Consider the following 26,156-nt stretch of genomic DNA (forward strand, 5'->3'; position numbering starts at 1 on the left):
CGGCTTTGCGCGCCGGAACGCAAGACATTTCAGGCCGGCACGTGCTCTCGTTCGAACATCGCCAGCGCCATCGCCCGCTCTTCGGGATAGCGCCCGCGCACGACGTTCTCCAGCGTCCGGCGCACAGCGCCGGCGCTGCGCCCGGCGATCCTCGCGACATAGGCGCAGCGTTCGTCGAAGATCGCATCGACAAGCGCACGGTCGTAGGCGTCGGAGGCGCGCCAGTGCAGGCTATCGGCGCGCGCCACCGCCGCGCGCAGGATACGCCTCGCGCCCCCGTGCTGGACCGCGACCGACCACGTGGCGTCGCGCACCGCGTCGTGCCTGCCGTCGAGGTCGAGCCCGGTATCGGCCAGCACACCCGCCACCGCCGGGTCGTAATGCGTGCGCGCGATGAAGGCGTGCTGCGCATCGTCGAAAGCGTCGCCCTCGGCCGCCGCGATCGCGCGCCAGGCGGTCGTGAAGCGTTCCGTTCCCGGCTTCGCATCCCCGAAGATTTCCGCCCATCGCCTGCCTTCGTTCGCGACGAACGCCTGCACGGTCCCTGCCTTCGACGAGAGCTGGTAGGTGCCGTAGGACACGCCGCCGGGATCGCCCGCGCCGCTCGAGACAGCACCCGGCCCCCTGCCGCCGCTCTCGAACTTCGCCGACAGGCTGCCGAGCCGGTGGGCGCTTGCTTCCTCCGGTGCGGGATCGTCGCGAGTGGCCGCGTCGATCGCACGGTCGAGCATCGCGACTTCGGCCTGCGCGAAGCCGCGGCCCAGGATGACGCGGACGGTATCGAAGATCGGCTTGCGGTCCATCTTGCGGATATCTCCCTCTTTTGCTTTGAGAATCGCCAATGCCATCAATCGGATGCTGTAGGACAGCACGGTCTGCGAACGAGGCACTTCCCGGCGGTGGCGACAAGGGCTATCGCGGACGGGGATGGAGGAATTCGATTTCATCGTGGCCGGCGGCGGCAGCGCCGGATGCGTGCTCGCCAACCGGCTGAGCGCTGACCCGCAACATCGCGTCCTCCTGCTCGAGGCAGGCGGACGCGACAACTACCTGTGGATTCGCGTGCCAGTGGGCTACCTCTACTGCATCGGCAATCCGCGCACCGACTGGTGCATGAACACGGCGAGCGAACCGCGGCTCAACGGCCGCTCGCTCAAGTATCCCCGCGGCCGCGTACTGGGCGGCTGCTCGGCAATTAACGGCATGATCTACATGCGCGGCCAGGCGGCGGACTACGACGGGTGGGCGCAGGCGGGCAACGCTGGCTGGAGCTGGGACGAGGTGCTGCCCTACTTCACCCGCGCGGAAGACCATTATGCGGGGCCGAGCCGCTTCCACGGCGCGGGCGGGGAAATCCGGATCGAGAAGCAGCGGCTGCGCTGGGACATCCTCGACGCGTTCCGCGGCGCTGCCGAGCAATACGGCGTCCCCGCCATTGCGGACTTCAACACCGGCGACAACGAAGGTTCGTCCTTCTTCGACGTCACCCAGCGCCGGGGCTGGCGGTGGAGCGCGGCCGACGCGTTCCTCAAGCCGGTGCGCAGCCGCGCCAACCTCCGCGTGGTGACGGGCGCGCTGGTCGACCGGGTCCTGTTTCGCGAAGGCCGCGCCTGCGGGCTCGCATACCGGACGGGAGAGGACCAGCACATTGCGCATGCCCGGTGCGAAGTCGTGCTGGCGGCGGGCGCTATCGGCTCGCCGGCGATCCTCGAGAGGTCGGGCATCGGCGACGCGCGCAGGCTCTCGCAGCTCGGCATCGAGGCGGTGCGCGACCTGCCGGACGTCGGCGGCAACCTGCAGGATCATCTCCAGCTGCGCTGCGCCTACCGGGTCGAGGGCGTCGACACACTCAACGAGCGCGCGCGGGGCATCGTCGGGCGCGGACTGATCGGGCTGGAGTACGCGTTCAGGCGATCCGGGCCGATGTCGATGGCACCCAGCCAGCTCGGCATGTTCGTGAAAAGCGATCCGCGCTTCGCGACCGCCAACCTGCAATACCACGTGCAGCCGCTCAGCCTCGAGGCGTTCGGGGGCGGGCTCGATCCCTTCCCGGCGTTCACGGCGAGCGTGTGTAATCTCCGCCCCGAAAGCCGGGGCGCCACGCATGTCGAAAGCGCGGACCCGGCGATGCCGCCAACTATACGGCCCAACTACCTCGATACCGAGGAAGACCGGCGCGTCGCGGCAAGAGCCATCCGGGTCACTCGCGACATCGTCTCGCAGCCCGCTCTCTCAGGCTTTGTACCCGAGGAGGTGCGGCCCGGCCCGGCATTCGAAAGCGACGAAGATCTGGTCCGCGCCGCCGGTGACATCGGCACGACCATTTTCCACCCGGTCGGCACCGCGGCAATGGGGCGGGTGGTCGATTCCTCGCTGCGCGTGGCAGGGGTCGACGGTCTGCGCGTGATCGATGCCTCGGTGATGCCCACGATCACGTCGGGCAACACCAACGCACCGACCATGATGATCGCGGAGAAAGGCGCCGAGATGGTAATCGCGCAGTCACGCCAGCCCGCGCGGGCAGCGCTCGCGAGGGCATGACCGGCGTCGCCTTCACCGGCTTTCGCCACTTCCCCGGCGTGCCAGACAATCCGTCGCAGCGCCTGATCGAAGCCCTTCGCAACGAGCGGCTGCCGGCTCTCGCGCAGGCGAGTTTCCATTTGCTCGACACGGCCTACGAGACAGCTCCGCAGGACGTGGCCGCGATCCTTTCTCGACGGCCGACCGCCCTCGTCATGACGGGGTACAGCGCGATCGCGAACGGCCTGAAGATCGAAACTGCGGCCACCAACATGCGCTCGCGCAGGTTCGCCGACGCCAGCGGGTTCCGGCCAGCCGACGCGGAGCACGCACCAGTGCGGATCGACGCCGCGAAGATCGACTTTACGGCCCTCGAAAAAGCGCTGCAACGGAATGCCATCGCGCACCACCTTTCGAACGACGCGGGCGAATACGTTTGCAATCACGCGTATTTCTGCGCCCTGTCACACCCGAACCCGCCGGGCGCCGGGATACCGACCGTATTCGTGCATCTGCCGGCGATTGCCGGAAGCGAGCTTGCAAGGTCGAGCGCAAGCGAGATGGCGCTTCCCGAGATGGTTAGGGCGATGGCCGTACTCGCCGAAACGATCTCGCAACCGGGAGGATCGAGGGGATGACCGACGCACGCCGCATCATCGAAGCGCTTCGGCTTGCACCCCATCCCGAGGGCGGTTGGTATCGCGAGACCTGGCGAGCAGAAGCAGCCGGCGGCGACCGCGCGAGTGCGACGGCGATCCACTTCCTGCTGGAGGAGCACGACCGTTCGCACTGGCATCGCGTCGATGCGGCGGAAGTCTGGCTTTGGCACGCAGGCGCCACGTTGACCCTGTCCATGGCCGCGAGCGATGACTCCCCGTCTGTAGACGTCACGCTCGGCGCTGACGTGCTTTCCGGCCAGTCACCGCAAGCCGTCGTGCCTGCCGGCCACTGGCAGGCGGCAGCGCCAGACGGCGGGTGGACACTCGTCAGTTGTATCGTTTCTCCGGGCTTCGAGTTCGACGGCTTCGAACTCGCTCCCGAAGGCTGGTCGCCTGGCGCGGCCTGAGGCCGCGGCGACGGCGCCTAGTCAGGAAGCTTGCGGATCATGCGGACCGCGCATCTTTGCGGCCCGATCGCGCCCGGCACGATCAGGTCGACATCGATGCCGTTGCAGATCTGCCCTGGGCCATTCTGGTCGAACGCCAGCGATTCGGCGAAAGCCAGATCCGGGCAGGGACCGAAGGTTTCGAAGAGGTAGTCTTCGCCGGGGCCGGTCGAAACGCGTACCTGGTCATTGCCGACGTAGTTGTAGCCGTTGACCTGCGACAAGAAGAAGCACTGCCGCTCACCGCTCGCGGCGTAAGCCGCTTCGGGCTCGTTCTCATAGGCAGCGCATCCGCCCAGCAGCATGGCGGCGACGGCGGCGGGAAGGAATTTCACAGGGTTCATGGCGTCTCTCCGGTGGGGTGTCGCGGGTCCCTCTTTCCGGATCAACGCGGCACCACGCCGCGATGTTCCCCTATTTTCGGGTCAGGCGACGACGGTTCGAGCGTACGCGCGGCGCGTAGAACTGCATCAAACCCGAGAAGATAGACAGCGGTGCGAGGCCGAACGCGCCGCTTGCCAGCCGCCATTGCGCCTCGGCAGCGGCCGAGACTTTCTCACCGACCATGCGCCGCGCCTCGCGCTCGGCAACCGCGCCACCGGCTCCGATCCGGACCGAACGCAGCCAGACCACCGTCAGGGCATCGAAGCCAAGCAGCCAGGCGCGAAACATGAGTTCGGGCAATTGTACCTGTCGTCCGGCCACCGTCGGTCTCCATGTCGATCGAGATCGCATTGGGAAACCCCGGAAACGCCTCCGCGTTCCCGAACCGCGAGTTTCAGGGACTTTCCGGGCCGGTGTAGGGACTTGCTTCGGACCAGGCGCAACCTTGCCGGTTGCCGCCTGCCACTTCCAGCGTGACGGTGAAGGGATAGGTCCTGTCCGACATGCCGTCGCTGCATTCGGCCTGCGTCACCATCATGTCGAAAGGTTCGCCGCCAAGCATGCCGCTGAACGAAAGGCCGCCGCGCCCGGCGAACCGTTCGACCGTTATCGTCTCGCCCTCCATGTCCTCGGGCGTGGTATAGGTCAGCGCGGTGCCCTTGACTTCACCGCCCCAGAAGGGCTCGGTCCCGGTGAACTTCACGATCTCGTTGCGCCCGATGGCGCCGAAGGGCTGCTTGTCGGCGCTGTCGCCCGGCACCCCCGGCTCGCCGCCGCCGGACTGGCAGGCGGCGAGGGCGAGGGCAGCCGCGATCGCGACTTCTGCTCGATGTCTCGGTTGCAAGGGGCGCGTTGGGCTTCAGGCCGCCTGCTTTTCATGCGTGGGAAGACGGCATGCCACGTCGACGCCGAGCACGTGGGTCACCCGGCCGAGCGCCATCCAGGCCGCAACGCTGTAGGTCAGGTCGACGATTTCCTCGTCGGTGAACTGGCTCTTGAACTCGGTCCAGAAATCCTCGTCGGCGGCCAGTGCCTCCGGCTCGGTGCCCATCCGCTGGGAGTAGCGCACCGCAAGCTGCTCGCGCTCGGTCAGCGTGGAGAGATCGCCCGCCAGCACCGCCTCGTACATCGCCTCGTCCGGCGCTTCGCCCAGACGGCTGACGTCGCAGCCGAGGTAGCTGCAGTCCCGTTCGGCGCGCCAGTTCTTGCACACGATGCAGCCGTTGATCACCGCCGTCGCGATGCGGCAGGCCTCGAACATGCGCAGCGGCAGTTTCGAATGCCTGTAGGGCGCAAGGCCGAATGCGCCGCCGGCCCGCGCAAGCTCGGGCATGTACTTTTCGGACAGGTCCGGCATCGGCTGCCCCGGCTTCATCTCCAGATCTACGCGCATGTCTCTCTCCTTCGTGGTCTGTCTTGGCGCGCAGCCTATCGCGAAACCGCGCGCGCGCAAAGCGAACGGAACCGGATGCCGGCCAAGTCGTTGATTTGGCAAGACGGACGAACCTGCCGCGAAGAGGCGAAACGAGATGATACCGAACCGAATCCTGTTCACCGCCGTCGCCGGGGGTGTCGCCCTGGGGCTGCTTACCGCATCGGCCACGCCGACCACGATGAAGATGGGCGAGCGCGAATGGTGGCGCGACCGGATCGAGCCGGCGCAGATCGAAACCGCGACGACCTACGAATTCGTCGATCGCGGCCCCATCGACCTTTCGCCCCCGCCGCTTCCCGAGCGGCACTTCGCGGATCGCATGCCCGAGCCGCAGTACGAGCGCCTCGGCCTCGCCGACCTGCGCGTGGAACCGCCCGCCCCGCTGCCCGAACCTGCCGCCGCTCCCGTAGAGCCCGCAATCGCGCTCGACGAAGCGGCGATCCTCGCCGACGCCGAAGCCGCGCTGGAAGCGGCCGAACCGGTCGAGCTTCCCAGGCCCCGCCTCGCCGCGATCCGCTAGGCGAACGCCAGCAGCAGCGTCGACAGGCCGAGGCCGAACGACAGGGGCACGCGCAGCGCCATCCACCAGTACGGCGCGGACGGCGCGATGCGGCGGTCGACTGCTAGGCTCGCCATGATGGCAAGGCCGAGCACCACCAGCGACGGGCCGGGCCATTCCTCGCCGAAGACCCATGGTATGTAGCTGGCCAGCGCGACCACGCTGGGCACGACCGAGGCGATCCACAGCCACCCCGGCACCCGTTCGCCCTCGTGCATGCGCGATGCGGCGATGCCCCACCACAGTCCGCCGAGGAACGAGAAGATCAGCGCGGCATATCCCCACCCGATCGCCAGTGCCGACCAGCGCCACTCGGGCGGGCCGAACCATGCGGCCAGGAGGCAGGCGAGCTGCGGCAGGAGCCCGGCGAAACCGAGTGCGCGGGGGTACGGTGGGATCGGCGTCATGCCCGCACCCTTAGCGGCCCCGCGCCGCCGGTGCATCCCTTGTCGGACCGGGCGGTCCGGGCAGCGTCAGTTCGCCGCCTGCGCCTCGTCCTCGCGCCGCGCGATGCGTTCGCGCTCGTACTTTTCGCGCTCCTTGGCGACGTAGCGGGCCTGGTCGGCCAGTTCCTGCCACGATTTGGCCGAGCGCAGCGCACGGTCGCGCACGTTGGCGAGCGTGGCGGCTTCGGCTTCGGCGCGCGCTTCGGCGGCGCGCTGGTCGTAGAATTCTATGGTCTGGGCCATGTCGGGCCTCCGGTGTTGCAGGGAAGGAACCCCCCGCGCCGCACCCTGGCGACGCGGAGGGCCTTTGCGAGTCTTCCCGTCAGTCGGCGGCGCTGAGGTTGACGGCGCTTTCCTTGCCGTTGCGGCCCTGCTCGATCTCGTAGTTGAGGCGCTGGTCCTTATCGAGCGTGTGCATGCCGGCGGCCTGCACGGCGGTGATGTGGACGAAGCTGTCGTTCGAGCCGTCGTCGGGCTGGATGAAGCCGTAGCCCTTGTCTGCGTTGAAGAATTTCACGGTGCCGGTCTTGGCCATGTACTGTTCCTTTCGAGAACGGAGAGTTTCCCGCGGGCGACATGCCTGCGAGTCGTGCGTCAAATCGTCATCGAAAGGGAAGTCGTCGTCCGGTTAACGCCGGGGCCCGAGGGCAAACGGCGGAGCGCAAATTTCGAAGTCCGTCGCAAATCCCGACGTCAGCGCGCGGAGCATAGCACAGCACCCGGCGATTGCCTAATCGGGAGGATTTGTTCGATCGACTGACGTCGATGCGGCACCGGAATCATTTCCTTGTCAGGCCAGCTTCGCTGGCGCGGCACCGGCCCTCTCCCCCACCCGGCCACCCATAGAATACTGCCGTTGGGTGGCCGGGTGGGGGAGAGGGCCGGTGCCGTCATCGACGTCAGTCGATCAAAAACCTCTAAAGTTGACAAAGGCGACACCGTGTCACCCTGCCCTGAACCCGCGCAAAGCCCCTGAACGCGCGGGTTTCGGGGGGCCGGGGCGAAGTTGACAGGTCTGCGCTTCGCATCACTCCTCGCAGTCGAGCGAATCCCAGCCCTCCGCCTCGTCCTTCGCGAATTCGTCCTCCCAGGTCGCCGTGCCCTTTTCGACGCGTTCGAGCAGGCCGCGAAAGTCCTCCGGTTCGTAGGCGGCGGATTCGCAGCGGGCAGGGCCGGGCGCGCGCAGGAAGCTTTCGCGCAGGCGGAAGAGCGCGATGGTCAGCCGCTCGTCGTAGCGGCGCGAGGTGCCGACAAGCTCGCCCTTGTGGAAATGCGGAACCTCGACACCGTTGAGCGCGCGGTCCATCGCCGCCTCGGCCAGCCGGTCGAACGCGGACTGGAACGCGGCGTCCCAGGCAAGGTCGAACGGCTGGCCCTTCAGCCGCGCGCGCAGCTTGTAGGCCGACTGCCGGCTCTTGCCCGCCGCCCGTGCGGCGGCGGAGACGCTGTGCGTGCTCGCCAGCGCCCGCAGGAACGCCCCCTGCCGCGCCCGCGTCCACCCGTCCCGCCGCAGGACCTCGCCCGCGACCGTCTCGACTTCCACCAGCGCACCCTCGCGCGCGGGGTCCTTCTCGTCCGTGCTCATCGGCAAGGATAAGTCAGATTTCGGCGGAGTAGGAAAGGGTTTTGGGCACGCCGTCCCCCTGGGCTAGTACCCCGGCATGAGCAAACCCGTCACCATCCTAGTCGATGCCGATGCCTGCCCGGTGAAGGAAGAAGTCTACCGGGTGGCCGACCGGCACGAGGCCCACGTCCGCGTGGTCAGTAACAGTCCCTTCCGCGTGCCGGTGAGCGAGCGGGTCAGGCGCGTGGTGGTGGATGGCTATGCCGAACACATCTCGGGCGACGACCAGTCGCCCGCAAGCGCGACCGCGCCCCGGCCGGTCAGGCCGCAGCCAAGCGGGCCGGGAAGCGAAGCTGAACCGGCAGAGCCGGGACACTCCCAGCGCCCGGCGTCTGAGGGCCCGAAATACGACGCGGCGGACGACTGGATCGCGGAGCACGCCGACGAGCGCAGCGTCGTGGTGACGGGCGACATATTGCTGGCCGAACGCTGCCTGAAAGCAGGCGCGCGCGTGCTGAAACACGACGGGCGCGAATTCGACGCGGCGAGCATCGGCAGCGCGATTGCGACGCGCGCCATCATGGAAGACCTGCGCGCCGGGATGGACGGGGTCGGAGGCGGCCCGCCGCCGTTCGGCAAGGCGGACCGGTCGCGGTTCTTGCAGGCGCTGGACCGGGTGCTGGTGGGGATGGGGAAATAGGTAGCGTGTCGCCTAAACCCCTTAGTGTGAAATGCGGAAATAACGCCTATTCACGTTCCTGTTGGACAACAACTGAGGCAGTCGTGCTCAAATGAAACGTGACCCGAAGGCTTACACCGCCGTCATCTACTTTCACGGGATTGGAAACCCCCGACGTCATGTCTCACTCGCCCAGTTTCTGGACTACTTCGATAGGTTCGGAGAACGCCAAGGTAAGGACCAGATTGGGAAGCCACGCGACTTTACATATGGTAGTGATTTGCTTGGTGATCAGGAACCCACTCATTATGTGAGCTTTAAGAGGGTGATCGAAGTAGCCGGTAAACCTCGGGTTGCCAAAAACATAAGAATCTATGAGGCTTACTGGGCCCCGGAATCAGGCGGGCGAGCCAACGCTCTGTTCCTAGCGTTTTGGCTGATCAAGCGCCTTCTTAACCCTCTCGTTGTGCTTTTCTCACGATGGAGAGCTTTCCCCGGTCTACGACTATCGCATCTTCATAGATTAATTGGACAGGGTATCACTCAGGCTCAAGCTCAAAGGATCGAACGGGCATATCGAGACTTCGAAAACTGGGAAAATAGATCGACTTATCGTAAGGGTTCTTTTACTGAATTTAGGGAATTTTGCTCGAAAAGAATCTCGGGCGACCTCCAAGCGATCGATAGGTGGAAATATAAATTTAGGTCTTATAACTACTCTTTAAGTTTTTACGCGTCCATAGTTACGGCTTGCAGCGTTTTTATAATTTTAATAATAGCTCGCTCATTTTCAAATTTTCTTGCTAATTTTTATGATTTTGGCTTCAGACTAAACCATCTGTACTCATTTGACGCGACTGCCTCTGCCATTGGGCTGATCTTGGGTGGATACCTTTATGCCAAAGGTGACAGCTATGTATTAGATGTCGTTGCATGGACAGCTGACACCGAGCGTGGCGAACGCTTTCAGGCCAAAGACAGGGTCGTGAAATACGGACAGAGTTTGCTCAGAAGGGTTACCTCTGACCCGAGGTGCCAGGAATGTGTAGTGATTGGGCATAGCCTCGGGACATCTATTGCGTCCGAGGCCTTGTTGCGGGAGGGCCGCCTTGCGTTGATAACCGACGATGCTGAGGCGAAAGCTCGTATATCAGCCCTCGCCAAGGTGAAATATGTCTTCACCGTAGGCTCGCCTGTCGACCGCATTTTTTATCTTTTCCAAACGGACAGCTCGTTCTCGCACCGCTATAGTCGCTTAATTGAGGAACAGCGGCTGGCTGTAGATCTCCCTCCATTTGCAATACCACAATCAAAAGCGGAAGCTCGCATTGTGAATTTTTGGTCTCGCTTTGATCCAATTAGTTCGGAAATCTCCAGTCTCCGTAAAAATTCATCCGACCGTCGAGATGCGATAATCAATATCGAGGCACTGCCGCCAGCTGCGCCTTTACCAATTGGATCCCATACCAGTTTCTTTGCAGATGCGGCTGTAATGAAACCAATATATTGGGCGACAATGACCGGTCGCCTTCCTCGAGATTTTCAGTTACGTGATAAAGTCAGGAAATTGCCGCTCTTTTTTGGTCGAGGCAGTGTCGTGGCACTGCTCCTGATATTTACTGGAGCATTCTGGTCGCTCGCCACATGGACCGCCCCCGCCGTCACCGGGATCACTGCAGTGATTGGAATTGCTGTCATCGCATACCAACGCCGAGCAGCGCTCAAAAAACATTCCGATGAATTTGGAGACTTTATCCAGCGGTAATCTTGAAATGCGTGAAGCCAGTGCCTAATGTGATCGGTAGAGCAGGATGCAGGCTCTGCCAAATATGCATCCGTTACAGGGGCCACTCCTTCGTGGGTGGTCCCGACCGATAGGAAGGGAGCCGCCGTCAGGTGGCTCCCTTTTCGATTTGAGGGCAATTACATTTTATCGCCCTTCTCCCGATGCGCCTTACCGATTTGTGATTTGCGCGTCGCCGCGCTCCGGGGGAGCGCTCCAAACTCCCCCAACCCCGAGCGCGCCTTAGTCCACCTCTTCTTCGGGCAGATATAGCCGTTCGCCTTTCTCTTTGTAGCGGCGCGACATCTCTTCCATGCCTTCCTCGGCATTCCCGCGCGCTTCGGGCGGGGTCTCGCGCCTGACGCCCACGCCCGCCAGATAGCTGTCCGAGTTCTGCTCCGCTGCATAATCCCGCACCCCCTGCGTGATCATCATCCTACAGGACTTGGCCTCGGTCCAACCCCCAGCACTGCGTCCGCCAGTTTGCCGTCCATGTACTCGCGCACCTCGACGATCTGGCCGTCCCTCAGGCGGAAGACGAAGCAGTAGTCGTTGGCATAGGTGTCGCCCTCGGTGGTGACGGCGTGCCCCCTTGCCAGCACGACGACGCGGTCGCCGTCGGCCAGCACCAGTTCGGGGATGTTGCAGTAGGGGCCGGAAAACCGCGCGAAGAGCGGGGCGACGAGGTCGCGCTCCACCGCTTCCAGCCCGTGCGCCTCCTTCGACCAGGCGCTGGTGCCCATCACCTTCCACGACACGTCCCCGGCGAACAGCGGCAGGAAGCGCGAGGGGTCTCCGGTGCGCAGCCCCTCGAACGCGTCGGTGAGGAGGCGGCGGTTGCGTTCGGTGTTTCCGCCAGGGTCCCTCGCGGTCTCTCCGGTCATCGCGCGCGCCTCCTCCCGTCCGGTCAGTCGGCCTTGTCGGCGGGGACGTAGAGGTCGCCGCCCTCGCGGTAGCGGCGGCTCATTTCCTCCATGCCCTCGGCCGCGTTCCCGCGCGCTTCGGGCGGAGTCTCGCGCCGGATGTTCTCGCTCGCGAGGTAGCTGTCCGCGTTCTGCTTCGCCGCGAAGTCGCGCACTTCCTGCGTGATCTTCATCGAGCAGAACTTCGGCCCGCACATCGAGCAGAAGTGCGCGGTCTTCGCGCCCTCCGCCGGCAGCGTCTGGTCATGGTACTGCTCGGCGGTGTCGGGATCGAGGCTGAGGTTGAACTGGTCGCGCCAGCGGAACTCGAACCGCGCCTTCGACAGCGCATCGTCGCGCACCTTGGCCGCCGGGTGCCCCTTGGCAAGGTCGGCCGCGTGGGCGGCGAGCTTGTAGGTGACGACGCCGACCTTCACGTCGTCGCGGTCGGGCAGGCCGAGGTGTTCCTTGGGCGTGACGTAGCAGAGCATCGCGGTGCCGTACCACCCGATCTGCGCCGCGCCGATGCCGCTGGTGATGTGGTCGTACCCGGGCGCGATATCGGTGACGAGCGGGCCGAGCGTGTAGAACGGAGCCTCGCCGCACGCCTCCAGCTGCTTGTCCATGTTCTCCTTGATCTTGTGCATCGGCACGTGGCCGGGGCCTTCGATCATGACCTGTACGTCCTGCTCCCAGGCGCGCTTGGTCAGCTCGCCCAGCGTGTAGAGCTCGGCGAACTGCGCCTCGTCGTTGGCGTCGGCGATGGAGCCGGGGCGCAGGCCGTCGCCCAGCGAGTAGGCGATGTCGTAGGCCTTCATGATCTCGGTAATCTCGTCGAAGCGTTCGTAGAGGAAGCTCTCCTTGTGGTGGGCGAGGCACCACTTGGCCATGATCGAGCCGCCGCGGCTGACGATGCCGGTGACGCGCTTTGCCGTCATCGGCACGTAGGGCAGGCGCACGCCGGCGTGGATCGTGAAGTAGTCGACGCCCTGCTCGGCCTGCTCGACGAGGGTGTCGCGGAAGATCTCCCACGTCAGGTCCTCGGCGATGCCGCCGACCTTCTCCAGCGCCTGGTAGATCGGCACGGTGCCGATGGGCACGGGGCTGTTGCGGATGATCCATTCGCGCGTGTCGTGGATGTTGCGGCCGGTCGAAAGGTCCATGACCGTGTCCGCGCCCCAGCGGATCGACCATACCATCTTCTCGACCTCCTGCGCCACGTCGCTGGCGACGGCGGAGTTGCCGATGTTGGCGTTGATCTTGACGAGGAAGTTGCGCCCGATCGCCATCGGCTCGCACTCCGGGTGGTTGACGTTGGACGGGATGATCGCCCGGCCCCGCGCCACCTCGTCGCGCACGAATTCGGGCGTGACGAAGTCGGGGATCGCCGCGCCCCACGAATTGCCGCCGTCGCGGTCGACGTCCTTGAGCGCCGCGCGGCCGAGGTTCTCGCGCTCGGCGACGTATTCCATCTCGGGCGTGACGATGCCCTTCCGCGCGTAGTGCATCTGGGTGATGTTCGCGCCTGCCTTCGCGCGCAGGGGGCGGCGCACGACGTTGGGGAAGGCAGGGACGCCTGCCGAGCGGTCGGGGCCGAGCTGGCCGTTGTCCTCGGGCCGCACCTCGCGCGCGTCGTAGGCCTCGACATCGCCGCGCGCCATCTGCCATTCGCGGCGCAGGCCGGGCAGGCCCGCCTGGATGTCGATCGCCGCCTCGGGATCGGTATAGGGACCGGACGTGTCGTAGACGCGCACCGGCGGCTCGCCCGAGGACGGCTCGAGCGAGATCTCGCGCATGGCGACGCGCCGCTCTCCGACGTAGATCTTCCGCGATCCCCGGATGGGGCCGGTGGTAACGCCGATTTCGAGCTTGGAATTGATGTCGGCCATGGCTTCGCGCTCCTTGCGAGGGTCCGGGGCCGGGTTTCGGGGAGCGGTGGCTTTGGAGAAAGGCCGCCCACTCCCTCCGCCCGTCCTAACGGGTTCAGGTTCGACGGGTCGTGCGGAGCATACCCGCACCTCTCAGCCAGTTTGCTGGCTCCCCGGGGTTCGAATACGCAAGATAGGGCCTGCACGCCCGTCCGTCCAGTGAGTTCGCCGAAGCGCAGCCCCGGTCCGGCGCGGTCAGAAGCGCGGGACGGATACCGCGATCAGCGCGACGCCGATGGCGATGGCAAGGATTACCCAGACCTTCGAAAGCGGCCCGAACCGGCGCAGCCAGAAGGCGGTGTAGACGTCCGAGAAGGCGAGGATAACCAGCGCCTCGATTATCATCAGCCCGCCGACGACGCTCATTGCGCTCGACAGCCAGTCGGGCGAGGCCCACGGATTGGCAAGGTAGATCGCCGCGCCGATGAACAGTTCGAGCAGCCCGGTGATCATCTGCAGCGCAGGCGACCGGCCGATCTCGTCGAGCATCTTCTGCCAGTGGCCCGCCACCCGCAACTCGCCCACCGCCGATGCGACGGCGAAGAGCCCCAGGAACATCGCCGTCCACGCCGGCGCGAGCGAAAATTCAGGCATCCTGCATCGTCCTCCTACCCATCCTCCGGCAGAGAATGGCAAGCCGTCGCGCGCAGGTCCAGAGGGTGCTTCGCAAGGAGGCGGGGTCGCGCGCCCGCTCAGGCCCTGTCGCGGGGGATCACCGCCACGGTCAGGCGGGAGATGCAGACGAGGCGGCCCTGCCCGTCCTCGATGCGGATCGACCAGACCTGCGCCGTGCGGCCGCGCGATTCGGGGCGCGCGGTGGCGTAGACCCAGCCGTCGCGCACGCCGCGCACGTGGTTGGCGTTGATCTCCATGCCGACGGCGGCGAAGTTTTCGGGATCGACGGTGTGCGCGGCCCCGACCGAGCCCACCGTTTCGGCCAGCGCGACCGAGGCGCCGCCGTGCAGCCGCCCGTACGGCTGGTGGGTGCGGGCATCGACCGGCATGCGCGCGCGCACCCAGTCGTCACCCGCCTCGACGAACTCGATGCCGAGGTGGGCGGTCATGGTCCCTTCGCCCAGCGCGTCGAGCGCTTCCGGCGAAGGAGCCCTGCCACCCCACCAGACCGGATCGCTCATGCCTGCTTCGACGCGATCCAGTCGTCGATCTTCTGTTCGAGAACCGGCAGCGGCAGTGCCCCGGTGCCGAGCACCTGCTCGTGGAATTCGCGGATGTCGAAATCGTCGCCGAGCGCTTCCTGCGCCTTGCCGCGCAGTTCCTGGATCTTGAGCGCGCCGACCTTGTAGGCGAGCGCCTGGCTCGGGATCGCGATGTAGCGTTCGACTTCGGCAGTGGCGTCGGTCTCGCCCATGCTCGAATTGTCGAGCATGTACTTGATCGCCTGTTCGCGGGTCCAGCCCTTGGAATGCAGGCCGGTATCGACCACGAGCCGCATGGCGCGCAGCATCTCGTCGTCGAGCGTGCCGAAGCGGCTGTAGGGATCGTCGAACAGGCCCATCGGGTAGCCGAGCGTTTCGGAATAGAGCGCCCAGCCCTCGACGAATGCGGTGTTGCCGCCGAAGCGCATGAACGCCGGCAGCGCCTCGTTTTCCTGCGCCAGGCTGATCTGGAAGTGGTGGCCCGGTGCGCCTTCGTGCAGGTAGAGCGTCACTTCGCCCGGCGTGGTGCGGCTCGGCAGGTCGTAGGCGTTGAAGTAGAACACGCCCGGCCTTTCGCCGTCGGGCGAGCCCCCCTGGTACGATCCACCGGCCTGGTGCTTCTCGCGGAACGGTTCGTAGGGACGGATCTCGAGCGCCGACTTGGGCACGGTCGAGAAGTATTGCGGGATCAGCGCATCCACTTCGCGACCGATTTCGTAATAGCGTTCGGTCAGCGCCTCGCGGCTCTCCGGCTTGAACTGCGGATCGGTGCGGATGTGGTCGAAGAATTCCTGCAGCGTGCCGTCGAAGCCGACTTCGTCCTTCACCTTCTCCATTTCGGCGGTGATGCGCTCGACTTCGGAGAGGCCGAGGTTGTGCAGGTAGTCGGGGCTGAGCGGCAGCGTCGTGGTCTGCTCGATCATCTGGCGGTAGAGCGCCTCGCCGCCCTTCATCTGCGACAGGCCCACGCTGTCGCGCGCCTTCGCGTAGTATTCGTCCTTGAGGAAGGTAAGCAGGCGCTGGTTCACCGCATAGACGTCCGCGATGCTGTCACGGTATTCGGCGGTCAGTCGCGTCTTGTCGGCCTCGGAGAAGTCCTCCGGAAACTCTTTCACCGGACCCCAGTAGGGCGATTCCTCGAGGTCCTGCGCAGCCTGGGTCTCGAGCTGCTCGATGACGTTGCCGATCGTCAGCTTGGTTTCGAGAACGCCGCTGTCCATGCCCTCGCGGAACTTGGCGATCGAACGGTCGATCAGCTTCACGTAGTCTTCGTGGCGGCTGAGATTGTTCTCGTAATCCTCGACCGTCTTGAAGGGCGCCGCGCCCGAACCGCTGGCGAAGCTGGGGTAGTAGGTGTGGAAGCCGAAGAAGTGGTTGATCGGCCGCACTTCGGTGAGGGCGAGTATATCCGGCGTGTAGTTCGAGAGTTCCTCGCGCATGTTATAGGCGAAGACGTCGTAGGCCAGCTTGTCGGTGTAGCTGAGCTTCGCCTTGTCGATCTCCTGCAGCGCGTCGAGGTTTGCCTGCGCCTGCGCGCGGCTGGCGTCGTTGTACTCGTCGGTCAGGTAGTCGCCGAGCCGGTCGGCGTAGCGCATGTCGCCGCGAAAGATGCCCGAGATCGGATTGAGCCTGAGCTGCGCCTCGTCGGCGGCTTCGAAGATCGCGAAAAGCTTGTCGTGCTCGGACTGCTCGGCGGCGGTCGCGGAATGGCCCGCCATGTGGTGGTCGGCATGGGCGACGCCCGGCACAAGCGGGAGCGCTGCCGCGCAAAGGAGCAGGCTGCGAAGACGGGTCATGCGGGAATTTCCTTCTCGTCCGAAATGCGGTGTGAGACGAGATAGGCGCGGTTTACCATAATCGCAAGAAATGCACGGACCGACGACTATCCGTTTGTTGCGCAAATGCAACGCCGCCTCCATCTGTTCGGGATGATCGCGGACCTCCTCGAAGAAATTCGCGCCTGCCGGGCATGCGAGGCGCACCTGCCGCACGGGGTGCGCCCGATAATCCAGGCCGGGCGCGATGCGCGCGTCCTCATCGTCGGGCAGGCTCCCGGAAGCCGCGTCCACGCCAGCGGCATCTCGTGGGACGACGACAGCGGAGACCGCCTGCGCGACTGGACGGGCCTGTCGCGCAGGGATTTCTACGATCCCGAACAGGTCGCGCTGATGCCGATGGGGCTGTGCTACCCGGGCAAGGGCACGGGCGGGGACCTGCCGCCGCGTCGCGAATGCGCGCCGCTGTGGCACGATCGCCTGCTCGCCGCGATGCCCACGGTGCGGCTGACCCTGCTGGTCGGCCAATACGCGCAGAAGGCCTGGCTGCCGCCTGCCCTGCGCCCGTCGATGACTGCAACGGTGCGGCGCTGGCGCGAGATGCCGGAGGGGCTCTTCCCGCTACCGCACCCGGCGTGGCGCAGCCGCCTGTGGATGGCGAAACACCCGTGGTTCGAAGCCGGGGTTCTGCCGGTGCTGCGCGAACGCGTATCGGCCGCGCTGCGGCGCGACTAGAAGGTGTAGCCCAGCCCCGCGCCCGCGACCCACTGGTTCGCGCTGCCCCGGACCGAGGTGTACGGCGTCTCCTTCGCATCGCCGAGCATGCGGCTGTAGCTGCCCAGCACGAAGATCGCGAAGCCGCCGTCGAGGATGTTGCCGTTGAGGTCGTATCCGCCGAACACGTTGACGCCCACGCTCTCGAACCCGCCGTCGGCCCGGTAGAGCGGCAGGCCGCTTGCCGCCGACTGTTCGGGAGAGACGCTGAAATAGTAGTCCGCGTAGTCGTCGTCGACGTACTTCGTGCTCACCCCGATGGTGACGAGCGTCGCGCGGTTGAGCGGCGTGACATATGTGACGCCCGGCGAGACGACCATGCCGCCGTGCGCGCCGTTGACATCCCACTTGGTGTCCACCGCGAAACTCAGGCTGTCGTACTGGTGGAAGAGCCGGTCGATGGTCACGCCCGCGCTGACGCCGAGTTCGATGGCCGCCTTGAGCTTGCCTGCCGAGCGGACCACCGGGTCCTCGATCTGGTTCTTGCGGTTCGCCGAGTAGGACGCCACCGGGCCGAGCGAGAAAGTCACCTTCGCATCGTCGGGATCGGGCACGAAGTCGAGCGCGATGCCGCCCGCGCGCGGGGTGATCTCTATACCCGCCAGCTTGCCCTGGATGAGCGGGATCGGGGTGACCACGTAATCGTCCGACCCGTCGTAGCTCGGGTTGTAGAGCACGCCCGCGCCGATGGTGATGTGATCGCCGTCGAAGATGTTTTCCTCGACCGCGCCGTCGATGGTGCCGCGCGTCTGTGCCTGCGCGGGTGCGGCAGTGACGAGCGCGGAAAACGCGGCGACGGCGGCCGCGGTGGCGAAGGAATGGGCGAAACGCATGGAAATCCCCTGTCTTTCGTATTCCAACGCCGCCGCACGCCGCCGGTTGCAACGATAACGGCCCGGAGCGCCATACCCGCTTGCAAGCGCCTTGCCGAGGTGCGGCGTTGCGGGCCGCGCCGCGAACGCCTAATGCCGGAAACGATGCAGGGGCGCGACATCGATATCGCCATTCTGGGCGGAGGCCTCGCAGGCGGGCTGATCGCGCTCGCGCTGACCGAGCGCCGGCCCGAGCTTTCGGTCGCGCTGATCGAGCGCGACGACCACCTTGGCGGCAACCACGTCTGGTCGTTCTTCCGCTCCGACGTCGGCCCTGAGGACCGCTGGCTGACCGATCCGCTGGTGGCGACGCAGTGGCCCGGCTACCTCGTCCACTTCCCCGCGCATACGCGAATCCTTTCGACGCCCTACCTCAGTATTAACGACGAATCCTTCGACGCCGCGCTGCGCGAACGGCTGCCCGAAGGCACGATCATGTGCGGCGAGACGGTCAGGGAAGCCTGGCGCGACCGCGTGATCCTCGAAGGCGGGAGATCGATCGACGCTGGCGGCGTCATCGACGCGCGCGGCGTCACCGCGATGCCCGGCATGCGCGGCGGCTGGCAGAAGTTCGTCGGCCAGATGCTGCGCCTGTCGCGCCCGCACGGCCTGTCGCGTCCGATCCTGATGGATGCGCGCATCACCCAGCACGGCTGCTTCCGCTTCGTCTACGTGCTGCCCTATTCGGAGCGCGACATCTTCATCGAGGATACCTACTACGCCGACACGCCCGACATCGACATGCCGGTGATCCGCGACCGGATCGATCATTACGCCAAGAGCCGGGGGTGGAGCGTCTACGAGGTGATCCGCGAGGAAAGCGGGGCGCTGCCGGTCATCGCCGACGGCAACTTCGACACCTTCTGGCCCCACGGCGGCGACGCGCCCGCCCGCGCCGGGACCCGCGCCGCGCTGGTCCATCCGCTGACCAGCTACTCGCTTCCCGACGCGGTGCGCTTCGCGCTCAAGGTCGCGGGGATGAAGGACCTGTCGGGCGCGGCGCTTGCCGAAATGAGCTACAGGTGGTCAAAGGCGCACTGGCGGAGGGGAAGGTTCAACCGCATGCTGTCAAGGATGCTCTACGGGGCCGCCGAACCCGAGGAACGATATCGCATGCTGGAAAGGTTCTACACCCTGCCCGAGCCGCTGATCGAGCGGTTCTACGCCGGGCGCTCGACGCGGATGGACCACGCGCGCATCCTGACGGGGCGTCCCCCGGTCTCGGTCTTCTCGGCACTGCTCAGCATCATGGGCGGCGGACGCCCGCTCGCCCGGCTGGACGGTCGGCCATGAAGCGCGCCTGCGTCGTCGGGGCTGGGTTCGGCGGGCTGGCGCTTGCCATCCGCCTGCAATCGTCCGGCATAGAGACGGTCGTCGTCGAGGCGCGCGACAAGCCGGGCGGCCGCGCCTACTTCTGGGAAAAGGACGGCTTCACCTTCGATGCCGGGCCGACCGTCATCACCGATCCCGATTGCCTGCGCGAGCTGTGGCAGCTTTCGGGCCGCGACATGGCCGACGACGTCACGCTGATGCCGGTCAACCCGTTCTACCGGCTCAACTGGCCCGACGGAACGAACTTCGACTATTCGAACGACGAGCCGGCGCTGCGCCGGGAGATCGGCCGCCTCGCGCCCGAGGATCTTGCCGGTTACGACGAGTTCCTGCGCTATTCGGCAGCGGTCTACCAGGAAGGCTACGTGAAGCTGGGGCACGAGCCGTTCCTCAACTTCACCGACATGATCAAGGCCGCGCCCGCGCTCGCCAAGAACCAGGCGTGGCGTTCGGTCTACTCGATGGTCTCGTCCTACGTGAAGAACGAGAAGCTGCGGCAGGCGCTGTCTTTCCACACGCTGCTTGTCGGCGGCAACCCGATGACGACGAGCGCGATCTACGCGCTGATCCACAAGCTTGAAAAGGACGGCGGCGTGTGGTGGGCCAGGGGCGGCACCAACCGCCTGATCGCCGGGATGTGCACCCAGTTCGAGCGGATCGGCGGCACGATCCGGCTGGACGACGCGGTCAGGCAGGTCCACACCGTGGGCGACACGGTCAGCGAGGTCGAGACCGAGAGCGGCTGGCGCGAACGCTTCGACGCGGTCGCCAGCAACGCCGACATCGTCCATTCGTACCGCGACCTGCTGGGCGACAGCGCGCGCGGGCGCGATTACGGCAAGTCGCTGACCGGCAAGCGGTTCTCGCCCAGCCTGTTCGTCGTCCATTTCGGCGTCGAGGGAAGCTGGCCGGGCATCCAGCACCACATGATCCTGTTCGGCCCCCGCTACAAGGAACTGCTCGCCGACATCTACGATCACGGGGTGCTGCCGCAGGACTTCTCGATCTACCTGCACCACCCGACCGTGACCGACCCGTCGATGGCGCCGCCGGGCAAGAGCACGTTCTATGCGCTGATCCCGGTCGCGCACATGGGCAAGCTGCCGATCGACTGGGAGCAGGCCGGACCGATGATCGAGCAGCGCGTGCTCGACGAAGTCGGTCGCCGCCTCATTCCCGACATCCACGACCGCATCGTCACCAAGTTCCACTACGCCCCGAAGGACTTCGCCGCCGACCTAAACGCCTACAAGGGCAGCGCCTTCAGCCTAGAACCGATCCTGACGCAGAGCGCATGGTTCCGCGGGCACAACCGCGACGCGAAACTGCGCAACTTCTACCTCGTCGGCGCGGGCACGCATCCGGGCGCGGGCATTCCGGGCGTCGTCGGCAGCGCCAAGGCCACCGCCAAGCTGATGCTGGAGGATCTTCGGTGAAGCGCCTTGCCGTTTACTGCGGGTCGGCCACGCCCGCGGACCCGCGCTACATCGACCTTGCCGAAGACGTCGGTCGCACGCTTGCCGGCGAGGGCATCGGCATCGTCTACGGCGGCGGCCGGCTCGGGCTGATGGGCGCGGTGGCGCGCGCAGCGCTGGCAGAGGGCGGCGAGGTCATCGGCGTCATCCCCGAGGCGCTCGTCTCCGGCGAGGTCGCCAACACCGATTGCACCGACTTGCAGGTCGTCGCGAACATGCACGAGCGCAAGCGCCGCTTCACCGACCTTTCGGACGGCTTCCTGACGATCCCCGGCGGCGTCGGCACCATGGACGAGTTGTGGGAAGCGGTAAGCTGGGCGCAGCTCGGCTATCACATGAAGCCGGTCGGCGTGCTCAACGCGTTCGGGTATTTCGACCACCTCCTCGCCTTCAACCGGCACATGGCGCAAGTCGGCTTCGTGCGGCCGGTGCACCAGGGCATCATCCTTGCCGAGACCGAGCTTTCGATGCTGCTCGGCCGGATGCGCGCGTTCGAGCCTTCGAAGCCGATCTTCGACATGAAGGCGGAGGACCTGTGACGCCTTTCCCGGAATGACCGGCGCTTTCCCAGACCGCCAGTCGCTCGTCGCCCATGCGTCGCGCTCGATCGCGAGGGGCTCGAAAAGCTTCGCCGCCGCCAGCCGCCTGTTCGACCGCACGACGCGCGAACGGGTCTGGCTGCTCTATGCCTGGTGCCGGGTATGCGACGACCTTGCCGATGCGCAGGACCACGGCCACGCGCTCGGCCCGCAGGTCGATGCCGGCAAGCGGCTGGCCACGATCCGCTCGCTGACCGACCGCGCGCTGTCGGGCCAGCCGACCGGCCGCCCCGCCTTCGACGCGCTCGGCGTCCTGGCGCAGGAGACGGGCATCACCCGGCAGATGGCCGAGGACGTGATCAACGGATTCGCGCTCGATGCCGACGAATGGCGGCCGCGCAGCGAGGCCGACATGCTGCGCTATTGCTACCACGTGGCAGGAGCCGTCGGCGTGATGATGGCGGTGGTGATGGGCGTGCCGCCCGGCGACGAGGATACGCTCGACCGTGCGTGCGACCTGGGTATCGCCTTCCAGCTCGCCAACATTGCGCGCGACGTGTGGGAGGACGACGCGGCGGGCCGCTGCTACCTCCCCGTCGAGTGGCTGGTCGAGGCCGACATTCCGCCGGGCCAGCTCATGAAACCGCCTTTCCGCAAGGTACTGGTCGGGATGGTCGGGCGGCTGTGCGACCTCGAGGCGGTTTACGAGGCATCGGCGCGGGTGGGCGCGGCGCGCCTGACCTTCCGCCAGCGCTGGGCGATCCTGTCGGCCGCCAACATCTACGGCGCGATCGCCCGCGAGGTCGAAGAGCGCGGCGAGCACGCCTGGGACCACCGCGTCTACACCACGAAGGCGCAGAAGCTGCGCTTTGTCGCCAGCGGCTTCGCCGACGCGCTCCGCCGCCCCGGCAGCGCGCCGATTCCCCCGGTGACCCGGCGCGAGCTGATCGAAATGGCGCGGAACTAGCGCGCCGGGTTCTGCACGATCCACCGCGCCAGCCCGTCGCGCTCCGCCTCGCTCATGTGGAGGCCGAGCTTGGTTCGACGCCACAGGATGTCCTCTGCCTCCCGCGCCCATTCCTCGCGGCGCAGGTACTCGACTTCGGCCTCGCTCAATCCCGCGCCGAAATGCTCGCCAAGGTCGCTCCACGCTTGCGCCTCGCCAAGCCAGCCGCGCGCAAGCGAGCCGTAGGCATGCGCGATCCGGTGCGCATCGCGCGGCGAAAGGAAGCGATGGCGCGCGGCAAGCTCGTGCCCGAGCGCATCGGCATCACCCGCCAAATCGCCGCCCGGCAACGGCTGCGAGGCGGTCCAGCCCGGTCCCCCGAGCACGGGCAGCCGCGCCGCGAGCATGCCCACCGCGTCCTCGGCGAGGTGGCGATAGGTCGTGATCTTGCCGCCATAGACCGACAGCAGCGGCGCGCCCTCTGCCGCGTCCGACATCTCCAGCCTGTAACCGCGCGTCGCTGCCTCGGGCTTTCCCGATCCGTCGTCGATCAGCGGACGCACGCCCGAGTAGGTCCACACCACGTCGGCGGGCGAGATGGCTTTCGCGAAGTAGCGATTCGCCCCGTCGCACAGGTAGGCGATTTCCGCGTCGCTCGCGCGGATGTGGTCGAGCGGGCCTTCGTGGTCGGCATCGGTCGTGCCGATCAGGGTGAAGTCGTACTCGTAGGGGATCGCGAAGAAGATGCGCCCGTCGGGAAGCTGGAAGAAGTAGGCGTAGTCGTGGTCGAACAGCTTGCGCACGACGATGTGCGATCCGCGCACCAGCCGCATGCCGTGGCGCGGCGTGCCGCCAGCTTCGCCGACGACTTCGCGCACCGCAGGTCCGGCGGCGTTGACGAGCGCCGAGGCATGGAAGGTGCCGCCCGTCGTCTCGATCCGCCAGCCGCCCCCTTCGCGTCGCGCCGCCGTCATCGCGGTGCGCGTTCTCACTTCGGCCCCGTGGCGGCGCGCGTCGATCGCGTTCAGCACCACGAGCCGCGCATCGTCTACCCAGCCGTCCGAATACTCGAAGCCAATGCGGAAGCCGGGCTTCAGCGGCGCGCCCGCCGGGTGGCGATCGAGCCGCACGGTGTCGGCGGCGGCAAGCCGCTTGCGCCCGCCGATGTGGTCGTAGAGGAACAGGCCGAGGCGCAGCAGCCAGGCGGGCCGCAGTCCCTTGCGATGCGGCAGCACGAAACGCATCGGCCACATGATGTGCGGCGCGATCGCCAGCAGCCGCTCTCGCTCGCCCAGCGCCTCGCGCACCAGCGCGAACTCGTAGTGCTCGAGGTAGCGCAGCCCGCCGTGGATCAGCTTGGTCGAGGCGGACGAGGTTCCGCTCGCCAGGTCGCGCGCTTCGAGCAGCAGCACCTTCGCGCCGCGCCCGGCCGCGTCGCGCGCGATCCCCGCACCGTTGACCCCGCCGCCGATCACCGCAAGGTCGAACATCGCGCTCACCGGTTGTGCCAGTCCGACGGCTGGCGCGGCGGCCGGACCTGGTAGAGCCGCCGGAACAGCTTGCCGCGCTCGGAATAGAGGACGAGCGCGAGCGACCCCACACCCGCCGCGATCAGGGCGAGGGCCAGCGGCTGCGCCGTCCCGTCATACGCCTGCCCGATCAGCGTGCCGAGAACCGCGCCAAGCGTCATGCGCAGGCACGCCTGGATCGAGGATGCCGCCCCGGCGATGTGGCCGAACGGCTGCAGCGCGATCGCCTGGAAGTTGGCGTTGGTGAAGCCCATCAGCACCATCGCGACGGTCATCAGCGGCACGAAGGACCAAAGCGTCGCCAGTCCGGTCTCGACCAGCGCCAGCATCACCGCTCCGTTGGCGATGTAGAACAGCACGGCGGTCTGCGAAACACGGCGCGCGCCGAACCGCTCGACGATGCGGGCATTGGTGAAGTTCGCACCCGCCATCATCAGCGCCATGCCCCCGAAAATAATCGGGAAGAGCGTACCTGCCGCGAAGTGCTCGGCGATGAGCTGCTGCGAACTGTTGATATAGCCGAACAGCGCCCCCTGGATGAGCGAGGCGGCGACGAAATAGCCCGAGGCCTCGCGCCGGGTGACCGCTGCGAACATGTTGACCGCGACGATGCCGGGCCGGATCTTCTGCCGGTGTTCGGGACGCAGCGTCTCGGGCAGGCGGTACCAGGCCCACAGCGCCATCGGCAGCGCGATCAGCGCCATCGAGACGAAGATCATCCGCCAGCCCGCGACGAGATAGACCGCCTGCCCCGCCGTCGGCGCCAGCATCGGCACGACCATGAAGACCATGCCGACGAGCGACTGCGCGCTCGCCATGCGGTCGCCCTCGAACCGGTCGCGGATAATCGCCATCGGCAGCACGAACAGGCCCGAAGTGATGAACCCCATGGCGAAGCGCACCGCCAGCAGCATCTCGAAACTCGTCACCGCCGCGCTTGCCAGCGACAGCACGATGTAGGCGCCGAGCGAGCCGAGCAGCACCGGTCGCCGCCCGAACCTGTCCGCCAGCACGCCGGGAAAGAGCGATCCCGCCCCGGCGGCGACGAGGTACAGCCCGACGACCAGCTGGCGCTCGTTGGGATCGGAGACGCCGAGATCGGACGAGATCGCCGCGAGCGCGGGAAGCATCATGTCGATGGCAAGCGCCAGCAGCGCGATCGTGAAGGCCATGAGGATCACGAATTCGCGTTCGCCCATCGGAAAGGGCTCGTCTGCGGGGACGTCTGTTCTCGTCATCGAAAGGGCTCTTGGAGGAAAGGCGGCGCGGGGGCCAGCAGGGAAATTCCGCAAGTGCGTAACCTGCCCTATAAAGGCGACATGACCGCCCCGGTTCCTGACGACGACGACGATGATGGCGAAGCGCAGGGACTGCGCAAGATCATTCATGTCGACATGGACGCCTTCTTCGCCAGCGTCGAGCAGCGCGACGATCCATCGCTGCGGGGCAAGCCGGTGGCGGTGGGCGGCTCTTCGGGGCGCGGCGTGGTGGCGGCGGCAAGCTACGAGGCGCGCGCGTTCGGCGTGAAGTCGGCGATGCCGTCCTCGCGCGCGGCGCGGCTGTGCCCCGACCTTGTCTTCCGCAAGTCCCGCTTCGACGTCTACCGCGAGGTTTCGCAGCAGATCCGAGCGATATTCCGGGAGTTCACGCCGCTGGTCGAGCCGCTCTCGCTCGACGAGGCGTACCTCGACGTCACCGAGGACGTGAAGGGCATCGGGTCGGCAACGCGCATCGCGCAGCTGATCCGCGCGCAGATCGCCAGGGAAACGCGGCTGACCGCGAGCGCCGGCGTTTCCTACAACAAGTTCCTCGCCAAGCTTGCCAGCGACCAGAACAAGCCCGACGGCCTGTGCGTGATCCGCCCCGGCGAGGGCGCGACTTTCGTCGCGGCGCTGCCGGTGCGGCGCTTTCACGGCGTCGGCCCGCGCGGCGCCGAGAAGATGGCGGCGCTCGGTATCGAGACGGGCGCGGACCTGGCCGCGAAGGACCTGCCGTTCCTGCGCGCCCATTTCGGCAGCTTCGCCGACTACCTTTACAGGGCCGCGCGCGGCATCGACCTGCGGCAGGTGCGTCCCGACCGCCAGCGCAAGTCTGTGGGCGGCGAACGCACGTTCTCGCAGGACATATCGACGGGAGCAGACCTGCGCGAGGCTCTCGACAACATCGTCGACATCGTCTGGGAACGCATCGAGCGGGCAGAGGCGCGCGGGCGCACGGTGACGCTCAAGCTGAAGCTCAACGACTTCACCATCCGCACCCGCGCCAGATCGCTGCCGCGCGCGATATCGGGCAAGGCCGAGTTCGCGAGAACGGGGCATGCGCTGCTCGACGAAGTGCTGCCGCTGCCGCGCCCGATCCGCCTCCTCGGCCTGACCCTGTCGGCGCTCGAACGCGGCGAAAGCGAGCCGCCGCGCGAGGCGAAGGACGGCCAGCTGCGGCTGCTTTGACGCGG

Annotated in this window: 30 protein-coding genes and 1 riboswitch; of the genes, 12 read left to right on the plus strand and 18 right to left on the minus strand. The window is 66.6% G+C overall.

Going from position 1 to position 26,156, the window contains the following annotated elements:
- Positions 1–29: 29 nt before the first annotated feature.
- Positions 30–803: a VgrG-related protein gene (locus tag FHS75_RS11630; protein WP_179407869.1), complete on the minus strand. Its 774-nt coding sequence runs from the start codon at positions 801–803 to the stop codon at positions 30–32.
- 124 nt (positions 804–927) lie between these two features.
- On the opposite strand from FHS75_RS11630, the gene FHS75_RS11635 reads away from it, so the two are divergent.
- From FHS75_RS11635 to FHS75_RS11645, 3 genes are read left to right on the plus strand one after another with little or no spacing between them, the layout of a single operon-like run.
- Positions 928–2,541 (plus strand): GMC family oxidoreductase, encoded by a 1,614-nt coding sequence (locus FHS75_RS11635; RefSeq protein WP_179407870.1) that lies wholly within the window; start codon positions 928–930, stop codon positions 2,539–2,541.
- Complete coding sequence (locus FHS75_RS11640) at positions 2,538–3,158, plus strand: pyroglutamyl-peptidase I family protein (protein ID WP_179407871.1); 621 nt, start codon at positions 2,538–2,540, stop codon at positions 3,156–3,158. Before FHS75_RS11635 ends, FHS75_RS11640 begins: the two co-directional genes overlap by 4 nt.
- Positions 3,155–3,586 carry a cupin domain-containing protein gene (locus FHS75_RS11645; protein ID WP_179407872.1) on the plus strand — a complete coding sequence of 144 codons (432 nt, stop codon included), beginning with the start codon at positions 3,155–3,157 and terminating at the stop codon, positions 3,584–3,586. The genes FHS75_RS11640 and FHS75_RS11645 overlap by 4 nt, the downstream gene beginning before the upstream one ends.
- A 17-nt stretch (positions 3,587–3,603) precedes the next feature.
- Here FHS75_RS11645 and FHS75_RS11650 read toward each other — a convergent pair whose 3' ends face one another.
- The 4 genes from FHS75_RS11650 to FHS75_RS11665 form a co-directional block, all read right to left on the minus strand.
- On the minus strand, positions 3,604–3,969 hold the full coding sequence (locus FHS75_RS11650) for a DUF6491 family protein (RefSeq protein WP_179407873.1): 366 nt from the start codon (positions 3,967–3,969) through the stop codon (positions 3,604–3,606).
- Positions 3,970–4,039: 70 nt separating this feature from the next.
- Positions 4,040–4,330 carry a hypothetical protein gene (locus FHS75_RS11655; protein ID WP_179407874.1) on the minus strand — a complete coding sequence of 97 codons (291 nt, stop codon included), beginning with the start codon at positions 4,328–4,330 and terminating at the stop codon, positions 4,040–4,042.
- A gap of 73 nt (positions 4,331–4,403) precedes the next feature.
- On the minus strand, positions 4,404–4,853 hold the full coding sequence (locus FHS75_RS11660; RefSeq protein WP_179407875.1) for a COG3650 family protein: 450 nt from the start codon (positions 4,851–4,853) through the stop codon (positions 4,404–4,406).
- 15 nt (positions 4,854–4,868) lie between these two features.
- Positions 4,869–5,402, minus strand: coding sequence for a carboxymuconolactone decarboxylase family protein (locus FHS75_RS11665; RefSeq protein ID WP_179407876.1), 534 nt, complete (start codon positions 5,400–5,402; stop codon positions 4,869–4,871).
- A gap of 136 nt (positions 5,403–5,538) precedes the next feature.
- On the opposite strand from FHS75_RS11665, the gene FHS75_RS11670 reads away from it, so the two are divergent.
- Positions 5,539–5,964, plus strand: coding sequence for a hypothetical protein (locus tag FHS75_RS11670; protein WP_179407877.1), 426 nt, complete (start codon positions 5,539–5,541; stop codon positions 5,962–5,964).
- On the opposite strand, the gene FHS75_RS11675 is transcribed toward FHS75_RS11670, so the two are convergent.
- The 4 genes from FHS75_RS11675 to FHS75_RS11690 form a co-directional block, all read right to left on the minus strand.
- Positions 5,961–6,410 (minus strand): DUF3429 domain-containing protein, encoded by a 450-nt coding sequence (locus FHS75_RS11675; protein WP_179407878.1) that lies wholly within the window; start codon positions 6,408–6,410, stop codon positions 5,961–5,963. The genes FHS75_RS11670 and FHS75_RS11675 overlap by 4 nt on opposite strands.
- A gap of 66 nt (positions 6,411–6,476) precedes the next feature.
- Positions 6,477–6,692, minus strand: coding sequence for a hypothetical protein (locus tag FHS75_RS11680; protein WP_179407879.1), 216 nt, complete (start codon positions 6,690–6,692; stop codon positions 6,477–6,479).
- A 79-nt stretch (positions 6,693–6,771) separates the two neighbouring features.
- Positions 6,772–6,984: a cold-shock protein gene (locus tag FHS75_RS11685; protein WP_179407880.1), complete on the minus strand. Its 213-nt coding sequence runs from the start codon at positions 6,982–6,984 to the stop codon at positions 6,772–6,774.
- A gap of 492 nt (positions 6,985–7,476) precedes the next feature.
- Complete coding sequence (locus tag FHS75_RS11690; protein WP_179407881.1) at positions 7,477–8,034, minus strand: hypothetical protein; 558 nt, start codon at positions 8,032–8,034, stop codon at positions 7,477–7,479.
- 76 nt (positions 8,035–8,110) lie between these two features.
- Here FHS75_RS11690 and FHS75_RS17890 point away from each other — a divergent pair, with 76 nt between their 5' ends.
- Positions 8,111–8,713: a DUF188 domain-containing protein gene (locus FHS75_RS17890; RefSeq protein ID WP_229735572.1), complete on the plus strand. Its 603-nt coding sequence runs from the start codon at positions 8,111–8,113 to the stop codon at positions 8,711–8,713.
- A 91-nt stretch (positions 8,714–8,804) separates the two neighbouring features.
- Complete coding sequence (locus FHS75_RS11705; protein WP_179407882.1) at positions 8,805–10,457, plus strand: hypothetical protein; 1,653 nt, start codon at positions 8,805–8,807, stop codon at positions 10,455–10,457.
- 261 nt (positions 10,458–10,718) lie between these two features.
- Here FHS75_RS11705 and FHS75_RS11710 read toward each other — a convergent pair whose 3' ends face one another.
- From FHS75_RS11710 to FHS75_RS11735, 6 genes are all read right to left on the minus strand, one after another.
- The gene (locus FHS75_RS11710) at positions 10,719–10,910 is read right to left on the minus strand and encodes a hypothetical protein (protein WP_179407883.1); all 192 of its coding nucleotides are present in this window, start codon (positions 10,908–10,910) and stop codon (positions 10,719–10,721) included.
- Entirely contained in the window at positions 10,907–11,359 is a 453-nt protein-coding gene (locus FHS75_RS11715) for a nuclear transport factor 2 family protein (RefSeq protein WP_179407884.1), read from the minus strand. The genes FHS75_RS11710 and FHS75_RS11715 overlap by 4 nt, the downstream gene beginning before the upstream one ends.
- Positions 11,360–11,382: 23 nt before the next feature.
- Positions 11,383–13,266, minus strand: coding sequence for a phosphomethylpyrimidine synthase ThiC (gene thiC, locus FHS75_RS11720; protein WP_179407885.1), 1,884 nt, complete (start codon positions 13,264–13,266; stop codon positions 11,383–11,385).
- Positions 13,267–13,320: 54 nt separating this feature from the next.
- Positions 13,321–13,431: riboswitch (TPP riboswitch) on the minus strand.
- A 69-nt stretch (positions 13,432–13,500) separates the two neighbouring features.
- Positions 13,501–13,899 carry a hypothetical protein gene (locus tag FHS75_RS11725; protein ID WP_179407886.1) on the minus strand — a complete coding sequence of 133 codons (399 nt, stop codon included), beginning with the start codon at positions 13,897–13,899 and terminating at the stop codon, positions 13,501–13,503.
- A gap of 98 nt (positions 13,900–13,997) precedes the next feature.
- Positions 13,998–14,441, minus strand: coding sequence for a hotdog fold thioesterase (locus FHS75_RS11730; RefSeq protein ID WP_179407887.1), 444 nt, complete (start codon positions 14,439–14,441; stop codon positions 13,998–14,000).
- A complete protein-coding gene (locus FHS75_RS11735) occupies positions 14,438–16,258 on the minus strand; it encodes a DUF885 domain-containing protein (protein ID WP_179407888.1) in 1,821 nt (606 codons plus the stop codon). The genes FHS75_RS11730 and FHS75_RS11735 overlap by 4 nt, the downstream gene beginning before the upstream one ends.
- Positions 16,259–16,363: 105 nt before the next feature.
- Here FHS75_RS11735 and FHS75_RS11740 point away from each other — a divergent pair, with 105 nt between their 5' ends.
- On the plus strand, positions 16,364–16,972 hold the full coding sequence (locus FHS75_RS11740) for a uracil-DNA glycosylase family protein (RefSeq protein WP_179407889.1): 609 nt from the start codon (positions 16,364–16,366) through the stop codon (positions 16,970–16,972).
- Here the strand turns inward: FHS75_RS11740 and FHS75_RS11745 are convergent.
- Positions 16,969–17,844 (minus strand): MipA/OmpV family protein, encoded by an 876-nt coding sequence (locus tag FHS75_RS11745; protein ID WP_179407890.1) that lies wholly within the window; start codon positions 17,842–17,844, stop codon positions 16,969–16,971. The two genes, FHS75_RS11740 and FHS75_RS11745, sit on opposite strands and share 4 nt — an antisense overlap.
- 132 nt (positions 17,845–17,976) lie before the next feature.
- Here FHS75_RS11745 and crtY point away from each other — a divergent pair, with 132 nt between their 5' ends.
- From crtY to FHS75_RS11765, 4 genes are read left to right on the plus strand one after another with little or no spacing between them, the layout of a single operon-like run.
- On the plus strand, positions 17,977–19,176 hold the full coding sequence (gene crtY / locus FHS75_RS11750) for a lycopene beta-cyclase CrtY (RefSeq protein WP_229735573.1): 1,200 nt from the start codon (positions 17,977–17,979) through the stop codon (positions 19,174–19,176).
- On the plus strand, positions 19,173–20,651 hold the full coding sequence (locus tag FHS75_RS17895; protein WP_179407891.1) for a phytoene desaturase: 1,479 nt from the start codon (positions 19,173–19,175) through the stop codon (positions 20,649–20,651). Before crtY ends, FHS75_RS17895 begins: the two co-directional genes overlap by 4 nt.
- Positions 20,648–21,229, plus strand: a complete 582-nt coding sequence (locus FHS75_RS11760) for an LOG family protein (protein WP_179407892.1) — start codon at positions 20,648–20,650, stop codon at positions 21,227–21,229. Before FHS75_RS17895 ends, FHS75_RS11760 begins: the two co-directional genes overlap by 4 nt.
- Before the next feature lie 13 nt (positions 21,230–21,242).
- Positions 21,243–22,196 carry a phytoene/squalene synthase family protein gene (locus FHS75_RS11765; protein ID WP_179407893.1) on the plus strand — a complete coding sequence of 318 codons (954 nt, stop codon included), beginning with the start codon at positions 21,243–21,245 and terminating at the stop codon, positions 22,194–22,196.
- On the opposite strand, the gene FHS75_RS11770 is transcribed toward FHS75_RS11765, so the two are convergent.
- Entirely contained in the window at positions 22,193–23,665 is a 1,473-nt protein-coding gene (locus FHS75_RS11770) for a glycerol-3-phosphate dehydrogenase (RefSeq protein ID WP_179408118.1), read from the minus strand. The genes FHS75_RS11765 and FHS75_RS11770 overlap by 4 nt on opposite strands.
- Before the next feature lie 5 nt (positions 23,666–23,670).
- Positions 23,671–24,942, minus strand: coding sequence for a multidrug effflux MFS transporter (locus FHS75_RS11775; RefSeq protein ID WP_179407894.1), 1,272 nt, complete (start codon positions 24,940–24,942; stop codon positions 23,671–23,673).
- 81 nt (positions 24,943–25,023) lie between these two features.
- Between FHS75_RS11775 and dinB the strand changes: the two genes are divergently transcribed.
- Positions 25,024–26,151: a DNA polymerase IV gene (gene dinB / locus FHS75_RS11780; RefSeq protein ID WP_179408119.1), complete on the plus strand. Its 1,128-nt coding sequence runs from the start codon at positions 25,024–25,026 to the stop codon at positions 26,149–26,151.
- Positions 26,152–26,156 lie beyond the last annotated feature (5 nt).

The organism is Novosphingobium marinum (assembly GCF_013408095.1).
Taxonomy (GTDB): domain Bacteria; phylum Pseudomonadota; class Alphaproteobacteria; order Sphingomonadales; family Sphingomonadaceae; genus Novosphingobium; species Novosphingobium marinum.